Genomic DNA, 10,170 nt, shown 5'->3' with positions numbered 1-10,170 from the left:
AATGCTTAATTTTAAGAGTAGTTTTTATATTTTTAGATTTTTCTTTTAGGCTTTGTAAAATGTCAGTTCCTACTTTTTTATTTGAGTATTTACACTCAGCAACTATCAAATAATCTTTTGCTATACCAACAGCATCAATTTCTATATCCTTATCCCACCATCTACCACATTTTAATAGATCGTAATTGTTTAAAAGATACTCTATACATAAATTTTCATAAACTGGCGATATAAAGCCATTAAAATTTTCTTTTATTTTTTCTAAAACATAGTTTGTATTTCCAAGTTCTAGCTGACTTTTATATGGTAAAACGAACTTAAACCAAAGCCTAAAAAGCCATCTTTTACAAAATAACAGTCCACAAAGAAGCGGTACTTGGATGCAAATAAAGAAAATCTTAATGATTAGTGAGTATAATATACGTATAAAAAGATAAAACATGAGCAAAGAAGAAAAATTAATAAAAGAATTGGAAAATAATCCTAAAAATGTAAGATTTGAAATTCTTGAAAAGCTATTGATAAGTAATGGTTTTAGGCTTCGTTGTATTAAAGGTTCTCATCATCAATTTACAAATAATAAAATTTTAATAACTTTGCCATATAACAAGCCCATGAAAAGATATTATGTAAAATTAGTATTAGACGCTATAAAGGATAAAAAATGAAAAATTTAGAATATTATTTAAATTTGCCATATAAAATAGAACTTAAAAAAATCCCACTAGATGAAGGTGGTGGCTGGGCTGCTTTTATACCAGAACTTAATAGTGTTTCGTTTTTTTATGGAGATGGAGATACGAAAGAAGAAGCCTTAAAAGAACTTGATGAAGCATTTAAATTTACGATAGAATCAGCATTAAAAGATGGTATTAAAATACCAGAACCAGTCGATGAAGACGCAAAAGTTCGTATAAATTTAACCATACCAAAATCAGTATTATCCGCAATAGATGCTGTAACAAATAACCGCTCTAAATGGATATCTGACTTAGCAAGAAAAACTTTGTTGATGTAAAAATTGAGCTCAGTCTAATTTGAACTTTAATATGCTTTATAATTTCTAAGAAAAGAATTAGAGAAATTTTAAAATGTTTTTGCTAAAACAAAAAAATATGATGGACTAGTTAATTATGGAGCTAAAAGAATATTTTAGAGTAAAACACTCCAAAAATAACTGTGCAAATGACAAAAACACATAAAAGAAAATCAGCTTAAATTAAACCTAAATTTATAAACCACAAAAATAATTTTGTAGGTAATAAGTGATTTTATTTTGCATACTAGCATCCTAAATAACATAATATTTCACCTATTACCTACAAAAGCAGTTTATGGCTTTAGAAGGCAAATTGTTTAATAAATTTAAATCTCATTTTTTAATTAGCAATACACCTAATTTTTTAAAAATTCTTAATTTTTTGAAATCGTGATGGTTTTGATGTAAAAATTGAATAGCAATTTTAAAAATAAACTGATAAAATACCCATTTTCCTATTCTCAAGCGCTATAATTTATTTTTTAATAAAAAAAATAAATTATATGAAAAAGTATAACACAGACACACTCGATTATAGAACAGCAAAAGCTAAGTGAAAATTAGATAAGCCAAAAATAATGACATAAGAAAAAACAACAGTACGGGTAAATAAGCAACTATTATACAACTAATTGTTGTCATGTTTATCCAGGTTATTTGTTGTATAGTACTATTGAACATTTTTTGCAACATATTTTTTTGTTTTTTATGACTAAAAATTTAATAAACTAAATTTTTCTTAGATAAGAAGGAAAACTTTTTATCAAATTTATTTGCAATATTTAATCTCTTCTAAGTAGACATCGCAAAATTTTTTATCAACCAAAATATTTATAAAATCATAACTGGGATTATCTATGTCGCTTACTGTAAAATTAACTCTATATCCACCAACAGCAAAAAGTTCATAATAATACTTATCTCCGCAATATACTAAGCTCATACCCTTTTTTTCATTTTTTATGGCTTTTTCTTCATTTTTAAAATATATTTCTTTATTTGCAAGCACTTTATGCATTATAGTTTTATTTGCTTCGTTGTAAATAGCTGGTTCAACTTTAAGACCCTCTTCTTTTGAGTAAAGCCCCATCCTATCTTCTGATTTTTTAAAAGGTGTTTTTTTGGCTATGCTGATGATATAGATGCCATAGTTTGGATTGTTAGATAGAGTTACAAATTTACTTCCTTTATCAAATTCTTCTTTAGCTAGTTTGTGGGATAACTCAATTTTACTATTAAGATTATTTGTCAAATTTAGTGCAAATTTTGCGTAGTCTTCTATATACTTGGTTTTTATATCAGGACTTCCATTTTTACACTTTAAAGTGCCTTTTGGTTTTTGAAAAGGTGCGGCAATCAGCTCACTTCCCAAAGGAATAAGCACTTTTGCTGTAAAATCCACCAAAAACTCAGCACATCCAGTTAAAGTTGTAAGTGCGATAATTCCAATAAGAAACGATTTTATCTTTGTCATTTTATCTCATTAGCTTTTTAAAATTTGCGTAATTTTGGCAACATTGTCTAAAATTTTTTAATAATGGTAAATTGATTATATTTTATAACAAAATTTTCATTCTACTTAGATAAACTCTTATATACAATTCAGTTAGGTTTTAAAATATTTTCTATCTTTTACTGGTAATTCTCTAATATCTTTATCGCTTAAATTTATCTTGCCTACATTAGCCATTTTGTGTCCTTTTTGTTTAAAGGTTACATAATTACTTGTAGATATTATAGCATATTAGCACTTATTTAAAAATATATGCTTAGTTAAAAACCCTATTTTAGGCATTTTATGATAAAAACATTAAAAAATGGGAGTTTGAAATATGTAAGTGGTGGGTTCACTAGGACTCGAACCTAGGACCATCCGGTTATGAGCCGGATGCTCTAACCAACTGAGCTATGAACCCACCTGTAAAATAAAGAATTGTAATTATACACAATTAAAACTTTAATTTTCCTAAAATTTTGTATTTATGTGAAAATTATTATTATAGCATCCAAAAAATTTTAATAATTGCAATATTCTAAATGCTAAGAAAGTATAAATTTCAAATTTGATATAATAAAATATATCTTAATTTAGGAATTGTATGAACTTAGCACTTGATTTTCGACCAAAAAATATAGATGAAATTTGCGGACAAAAACATATAATAGCCAAAGATAAAGCTCTTTATGTTTTGATAAAATCTGGTAAAATTCCGCATATTATGCTGTTTGGGCCAGCAGGAAGTGGAAAAACAACTCTTGCAAAAGTTATAGCAAATGAGCTTGATACAAGTTTTTATGAACTTGATGGAAGTAGTTTAAAGGTTGAAGATATTAGAAAAATATTAAATTTGCATAAAAACTCACTTATTAAACCAGTTATTTTTATAGATGAGGTTCATCGCCTTTCTAAAACACAGCAAGAAATATTGCTTATACCAATGGAAAATAATGAAGCAACAATAATTGGTGCCAGTACAGAAAACCCATACTTTGTGCTAAGCAGTGGAATTAGATCTAGATCTATGCTTTTTGAATTTAAACCTCTAACAAGTAGTGATTTAGATGAGCTTTTGCAAAGGGTGCAAAATAAACTTAAATTTAGTATTGAAAATGATGCAAAAACCTATATCCTAAACACAAGTGGAGGAGATGCAAGAGCAATGCTTAATTTGCTTGATTTTGCGTTAGAAATTTCAAAAAATATATCCTTAAAAACATTAAAAGAGTTAAGAGCTTTTCCATTAAAAGATGGTGTTAGTAGTGATGATACACATTATAATCTAGCAAGTGCCTTGATAAAAAGTTTAAGGGGAAGCGATATTGATGCTAGTATTTACTATCTTGCTAGACTTATTGATGGTGGTGAGAGTGCTGATTTTATAGCAAGACGCCTTGTTATCTTTGCAAGTGAGGATATATCAAATGCAAATCCAAGTGCATTAAATTTGGCCACAAATACACTTTTAGCTGTTTCAAAGATAGGATATCCTGAGGCTAGGATAATTTTATCTCAATGTGTTGTATATTTGGCTAGTTCTCCAAAGTCAAACTCAAGCTATAAAGCGATAAATGAAGCTTTAAAATATATTAAAAATAACCCCAAACTAAATGTTCCAAGATATCTTATAAATACAGATCCAGCTATAAAGAACTACCTATATCCGCATGATTTTGGTGGATTTGTGGATCAAGATTATCTAGAAATTCCACTTAAATTTTACTTCTCAAATGACATTGGTTTTGAAAAAACTCTAAATTTATGGCATAAAAAAGTTACGAAAAAATTAAATGATTAACAAAAGGTAAAAATATAGGAGTTTAAATAACAACTTTAAGTTAAACTTAAATCATAATAAGCTAGAATAATAGTTGTTCTTTTATCGTAAAAAAGACAAATCGGTAAATTTAAAAGGAAGAAAAATGAGCGATATTATCGCATATAAATTAAATGGAAATATTATAGACGCTCTTAGTGTGGATGAAAACGAAAAAGGCTTAGAGCCAATATATTTTGACAACTCAAAAGAAGCATTAGAAGTTATTAGACACTCCTGTGCTCATCTTATGGCAGAAGCCATTTTAGAGCTTTATCCGGATGCAAAATTCTTTGTAGGACCAGCTATTGAAGATGGATTTTACTATGATTTTAGAGCTTTTAAAGAAGACGGTAGCAAAATTGGTGAAGCTGATTTAAAAGAAATAGAAAAAAAGATGAAAAGCCTCATTGAAAAAAAGGTTGATTTTATAAAAACAAACTCAACAAAAACTGAGGTTAGTGCTAAATTTAAAAGTGATGATTTAAAACAAGAAGTTTTAAAAAGAATACCTGATGGTGTTGTAAGTATTTATTCACAAGGTAAATTTGAGGACATTTGTAGAGGACCGCATGTTCCAAATACAAAATATTTAAGATTTTTTAAACTTACTAGGGTTGCTGGTGCATATTTGGGCGGTGATGAAAAACGTGAAATGCTTACAAGAATTTACGGGGTTGCATTTGCCGATAAAGAGAGCTTAAATGAGCATTTAAAAATGCTTGAAGAGGCAAAAAAGAGAGATCATAGAAAACTTGGCAATGAAATGAAGCTTTTTACATTTGATGAAGAGGTTGGAGCCGGGCTTGCTATATGGCTTCCAAATGGTGCAAGAATGCGCTCAAAACTTGAAAAAGCTTTGTTTAAAATTCATAGAGATAGGGGCTATGAGCCAGTTAGAGGACCGGAAATTCTAAAAGCCGATGCTTGGAAAACCTCAGGCCATTACGATAACTATAAAGAAAATATGTATTTTACTAAAATTGATGAGCAAGAATATGGGATAAAGCCTATGAATTGTGTAGGGCATATCAAAGTTTATCAAAGTGAAATTAGGTCTTATCGTGATTTGCCACTTAAATTTTTTGAATACGGAGTAGTTCATAGGCATGAAAAAAGTGGCGTTATGCATGGACTTTTTAGAGTTAGAGAATTTACTCAAGATGATGCTCATATATTTTGCGCTCCAAATCAAATAAAAGAAAATGTGCTTGAAATTTTAAATTTTGTTGAAAATATAATGAAAACTTTCAATTTTGACTATGAAATGGAAATTTCAACTAGGCCAGATAAGGCAATAGGCGATGAAAAAGTATGGGAAGTAGCAACAAATGCATTAAAAGAAGCACTTGATGAAAATGGCTATAAATATGGCATAGATGAAGGTGGTGGTGCATTTTATGGACCAAAAATTGATATTAAAATAACTGATGCTTTAAAAAGAAAATGGCAGTGTGGAACAATTCAAGTTGATTTTAATTTGCCTGAAAGATTTGATTTAGCATATATTGATGAAAATAACGAAAAACAACAACCTGTAATGCTTCATAGAGCAATTTTAGGAAGCTTTGAAAGATTTATAGGAATTTTAATTGAGCATACCGCAGGCGAACTTCCATTTTTTATAGCACCAACTGGCGTGGCAATAGTTCCTATAAGCGATAAACATTTTGATTATGCAAAAAAAATAGCTTTAGAGCTTAGAAAACTTGAAGTTGATAGTGAAATTTTAAGTAAAAATGAAACTTTAAATAAAAGAATAAGAACAGCTGAAAAAGCTCACATTCCTTATATTTTAGTAATAGGCGATGAAGAGGTTGAAAAAAATAGTGTTGCTCTTAGAGATAGAAGAGCTAGAACTCAAAGCAATTTAAGCTTTGATGAGTTTATTAAATTTATAAAGGAAAAACTTGATGAGGTGCACTTTTGAGTAAGGAAAAGATGGTTTATCTAAATGAGGATATTCGTGCAAAAGAGGTTAGATGTGTTGGAGATGATGGCGAGAATTACGGAGTCATATCAAAAGATGAGGCTTTAGACTTAGCAAATAAACAAGGTCTTGATTTAGTGCTAATAGCTCCTGATGCAAAACCGCCAGTTTGTAAGATTATGGATTATGGTAAATTTAGATACCAGCAAGAAAAAAAGCAAAAAGAAGCTAAGAAAAAACAAAAAGTTATTGAGATTAAAGAGATAAAACTATCGGCTAAAATAGCACAAAATGATATAAACTATAAGATAAAGCACGCTATGAACTTTTTAGAGGGTGGAAAGCATGTTAGATTTCGCGTATTTTTAAAAGGACGAGAGATGGCAAACCCTGAAGTTGGTGTTGAGCTTTTAAACGATGTTTACAACTCAATAAGCGATGTTTGTGATAAAGACAGCGAGCCAAAATTTGAAGGAAGATACGTAAATATGCTTGTTGTTCCTAAAAAATAAGCCTTTTAAAGGCTTATTTTTATCTTTATATAACAAGAATGTGGCGTTAAAAAACTACTTTATATTGTCTATTTTTAGGATTTGTTATATGTTTTTATAAAATGCGATTATTGTTAATCGTATAAAATTCCTAGAGTGTTTTTAATTTTTAAATGTTTTGATAAGTTGGGATTAAATGGTGACCCCTACGAGAATTGAACTCGTGTTACCGCCGTGAAAGGGCGATGTCCTAACCGCTAGACGAAGGGGCCACGCTTTAAAATAAATGAAATATGATTATACTTTAGTTTAACTTAAAGGCTACTTAAAAATGAATAAAATTTTAAAAATATTTTTTCTAATTTACATTATTGTGTTTGGTGGATGTGCCACAAAGAATTTAACTAAACAAAACGGCGTTCTTTTTACTATGGTTAGTCCAGATTTTAAATTTAGTGATGCAGGTTTTATCAAAACTAGTAATAAATCGACTGAGCTTCAAATTTACAGTAGTGGTGTTAGTATATTGAAAATTAGCATAAAAGATAAAATTTGTTATAACGGCGTTTGTAAAGATGAGATAGAATTTAACAGAAATTTTTTAAAAATGCCATATTATAAAGGCTTTTTTGCTGAAATTTTAGGAAAAAAACCTATTTATAATGGAAGAGATTTGGTTAAAACAGATTGTGGATTTGATCAAAATTTAAGCAATGCAATATATCAAATTTGTGATAATAAGGTCTATTTTAAAAACCAAAAAGGCATAAAAATTATAATTAAGGAGATTAATTGAAAAGAATTGGAGCGCATGTAAGTGCAGCTGGTGGGGTAGAAAATGCACCTTTAAATGCTCTTGAGATAGGAGCTGATGCCTTTGCCTTATTTGTAAAAAATCAAAGACAATGGAGTGCAAAAGCCCTTGAAATTGAAAGCATAAATAAATTTAATGAGAATTTAAAACTTGCAAATATCAAGAAAGAGCATGTTTTACCACATAATAGCTACCTCATAAATTTGGGTCATCCAGATGCTGAAAAAAGAAAAAAATCAATTAATGCTTTTATAGACGAGATTCAAAGAGCAAATTTGCTTGGATTAAAGATGATAAATTTTCATCCGGGCTCACATTTAAGAGAAATTTCAGAAAATGAATGCTTGGAAAATATTTCAAATTCTATAAATTTTATTATTGCAAATACAAGTGATGTTAAGCTAGTCATTGAAAATACAGCTGGACAAGGTTCAAATTTGGGATATAGGCTTGAACATCTAGCATATTTAATAGATAAAACACAAAACAAACAAAGAGTTGGTGTTTGTATCGATACTTGTCATTTCTTTGCTGGTGGGTATGATCTTCGTTCAAAAGAAAGTTATAAAAAAACAATGAGTGAGTTTGATAAGTTGGTTGGATATAAGCATTTAAGCGGTATGCATTTAAATGATAGTAAAAATAGTCTTGGTGTAAAAAAAGATCGTCATGAAAGCATCGGAAAAGGCACAATAGGGTTTGAAGCATTTGAAAATATCATGAGAGATGAAAACATAGATGAAATTCCTCTTATTTTAGAGACTATAAATCCTGAAATTTGGGCTGATGAAATAAAACTTTTAAGGCAAATGTGCTAAAATTTCAACTAGTATTTAAAAAAATAAAAGGAAAAATTTGAAATATTTAATAGATTTTTTGCAAAAACCTGCTTCAAAAACTCAGATTTATTCTTTATTAAAACTTAATGAAAATGAGACAAAAATACTCCAGTTTTTAACAAAAAACTATATTGAGGGCTCACCAATAAATAGTGTTTTTAGTATATTATCGACTACTTTTGAGGAAAGCGGTTATGGCTTTTTAATATATCTTGATGACATAAAAAATTTATTAAATTTAGGATATATTACACAAAACATTAATATGTTTTCAAAAAGCAAACAAAACACAAAACTATCGCTTTTGCACAGTGAAATCGAATTAAGTGAATATTTTTTGTCTGTTTTAGAGTGCGGCATAACCAAAACAACGCTCCCTGAAATAACCAAATATGATGATGAACTTAAATATTTAGAAGATCAGTTTTTACTCGTGAATTTATATAAAAAAAAGTTAAATTCACAAAGTAAAGACATAAGAATGAAACTTGATGAAAAAATAGAAAAACTTACAAATATAATCACTCAAAGAGTAAATTTAACTAAGACAAATTTAAGCGTTGAGCAGCTTTTTAAAAAATATTCATTAAGCCAAGAAGAAAAAATCATATTTTTAGTGCTTTTAAAAGAAGAATATTCAAACGAGGATGAAATATTAAGAGATTCTAATACTCTTGTTTCAATGATTAGCAAAGATGAGATGCATAAGTTAAAAAATAGAACTTTATTAGAAGAAAATGCAAAATTAATGAGTTTAGGGCTGATAGATTATGATGAAATTTTAGGAGCTACTTCTATAAATAAAAGCTATTTTATCTGTGAAGATGTCCTTTATGGCATAATGCATCCACAAAAAAATGATAAAAAAACAAAAAAAGCAATGCTTGAAAATATAGTAAAAGAAAGCGAAATTTTTGAGCTTATTGAGCCAAATACGGATATTGATGATGTTGTCTTAAATCCAAAAATTAAGGTTGTTTTAAATTCTATTTTAAAACAACTTGATAAAGATGTTATAAATAAACTTAGTAGTTGGGGAATAAAAACAAAAAAAGGTGTTGATGCTAAAATTATTTTTTATGGACCTGCTGGAACTGGTAAAACAATGAGTGCTTTAAGTTTGGCAAAAAGTCTAAAAAAGCAAGTTTTAAGTTTTGACTGTTCAAAAATTTTATCAAAATATGTTGGCGAAAGTGAACAAAATGTAAGAAAAATTTTTGATACTTATAAAAGCATTTGTAATGAGGCAAAAATTGAGCCCGTGCTTTTATTAAATGAGGCTGATCAATTTTTATCAAGTAGAATGGAAAGCGGAACAAGTAGTGCAGATAAAATGCACAATCAAATGCAAAATATTTTTTTAGAGCAAATTGAGAGATTTGAAGGTGTTTTAATAGCTACAACAAATTTCCTACAAAGCTTAGATAGTGCCTTTTCAAGAAGATTTGATTTCAAAATAGAATTTAAAAAACCTAATTTTAATGAAAGACTTATAATTTGGCAAAAAATAATGCCAGAAAATGCAAATTTTGAAGAGAACTTTAGCTTGAATGAGCTTGCTAAATTTGAACTTAGCGGAGCCCAAATAACTCTTGTTTTGAAAAATACGGCATTGAAAGTGGCCGTTAGAGATGACGATGTTTTTACCTTGAGAGATTTTGTTGATGAGATTAAAAAAGAACAAATTTCAGCTTTTGATAGTGATAAAAAAGTGGGATTATTATAAATTTAAATAATAATTTA

At 28.6% G+C, this 10,170-nt stretch carries 10 protein-coding genes and 2 tRNA genes; 8 read left to right on the top strand and 4 right to left on the bottom strand.

The features are described 5' to 3' along the window. The coding region (locus tag O6B72_RS06575; protein WP_269492627.1) for a DUF234 domain-containing protein at nucleotides 1-442 on the bottom strand (442 nt) is incomplete at its 3' end. Here O6B72_RS06575 and O6B72_RS06570 point away from each other — a divergent pair. Together O6B72_RS06570 and O6B72_RS06565 are read left to right on the top strand one after the other, a co-directional pair. Further along, nucleotides 441-668 carry a type II toxin-antitoxin system HicA family toxin gene (locus O6B72_RS06570; protein WP_269492626.1) on the top strand — a complete coding sequence of 76 codons (228 nt, stop codon included), beginning with the start codon at nucleotides 441-443 and terminating at the stop codon, nucleotides 666-668. The two genes, O6B72_RS06575 and O6B72_RS06570, sit on opposite strands and share 2 nt — an antisense overlap. Continuing rightward, nucleotides 665-1,018, top strand: coding sequence for a type II toxin-antitoxin system HicB family antitoxin (locus tag O6B72_RS06565; protein WP_269492625.1), 354 nt, complete (start codon nucleotides 665-667; stop codon nucleotides 1,016-1,018). The genes O6B72_RS06570 and O6B72_RS06565 overlap by 4 nt, the downstream gene beginning before the upstream one ends. A 790-nt stretch (nucleotides 1,019-1,808) precedes the next feature. Here the strand turns inward: O6B72_RS06565 and O6B72_RS06560 are convergent. Next, nucleotides 1,809-2,513: a hypothetical protein gene (locus O6B72_RS06560; protein ID WP_269492624.1), complete on the bottom strand. Its 705-nt coding sequence runs from the start codon at nucleotides 2,511-2,513 to the stop codon at nucleotides 1,809-1,811. A gap of 365 nt (nucleotides 2,514-2,878) precedes the next feature. Then, nucleotides 2,879-2,955 (bottom strand) — tRNA-Ile (locus O6B72_RS06555). Between the two features lie 183 nt (nucleotides 2,956-3,138). Here O6B72_RS06555 and O6B72_RS06550 point away from each other — a divergent pair. The 3 genes from O6B72_RS06550 (at nucleotide 3,139) to infC (ending at nucleotide 6,795) form a co-directional block, all read left to right on the top strand. Further along, the gene (locus tag O6B72_RS06550; RefSeq protein ID WP_269492623.1) at nucleotides 3,139-4,335 is read left to right on the top strand and encodes a replication-associated recombination protein A; all 1,197 of its coding nucleotides are present in this window, start codon (nucleotides 3,139-3,141) and stop codon (nucleotides 4,333-4,335) included. 124 nt (nucleotides 4,336-4,459) lie between these two features. Next, nucleotides 4,460-6,283: a threonine--tRNA ligase gene (gene thrS / locus O6B72_RS06545; protein WP_269492622.1), complete on the top strand. Its 1,824-nt coding sequence runs from the start codon at nucleotides 4,460-4,462 to the stop codon at nucleotides 6,281-6,283. Next, a complete protein-coding gene (gene infC, locus O6B72_RS06540; protein WP_101637674.1) occupies nucleotides 6,280-6,795 on the top strand; it encodes a translation initiation factor IF-3 in 516 nt (171 codons plus the stop codon). The genes thrS and infC overlap by 4 nt, the downstream gene beginning before the upstream one ends. A gap of 176 nt (nucleotides 6,796-6,971) precedes the next feature. On the opposite strand, the gene O6B72_RS06535 is transcribed toward infC, so the two are convergent. Next, nucleotides 6,972-7,046: transfer RNA gene (locus O6B72_RS06535), tRNA-Glu, on the bottom strand. Between the two features lie 59 nt (nucleotides 7,047-7,105). Between O6B72_RS06535 and O6B72_RS06530 the strand changes: the two genes are divergently transcribed. From O6B72_RS06530 to O6B72_RS06520, 3 genes are read left to right on the top strand one after another with little or no spacing between them, the layout of a single operon-like run. Continuing rightward, a complete protein-coding gene (locus O6B72_RS06530; protein WP_258298916.1) occupies nucleotides 7,106-7,570 on the top strand; it encodes a hypothetical protein in 465 nt (154 codons plus the stop codon). Next, complete coding sequence (nfo, locus tag O6B72_RS06525; protein WP_258298915.1) at nucleotides 7,567-8,406, top strand: deoxyribonuclease IV; 840 nt, start codon at nucleotides 7,567-7,569, stop codon at nucleotides 8,404-8,406. Before O6B72_RS06530 ends, nfo begins: the two co-directional genes overlap by 4 nt. A 37-nt stretch (nucleotides 8,407-8,443) precedes the next feature. Then, nucleotides 8,444-10,153 (top strand): ATP-binding protein, encoded by a 1,710-nt coding sequence (locus O6B72_RS06520; protein WP_269492621.1) that lies wholly within the window; start codon nucleotides 8,444-8,446, stop codon nucleotides 10,151-10,153. Nucleotides 10,154-10,170 lie beyond the last annotated feature (17 nt).

It is taken from the genome of Campylobacter ureolyticus, assembly GCF_027277485.1.
GTDB lineage: Bacteria > Campylobacterota > Campylobacteria > Campylobacterales > Campylobacteraceae > Campylobacter_B > Campylobacter_B ureolyticus_B.
The sequence above is the reverse complement of the archived record's forward strand: the minus strand, read 5'-3'. Positions and strand labels throughout refer to the sequence as shown.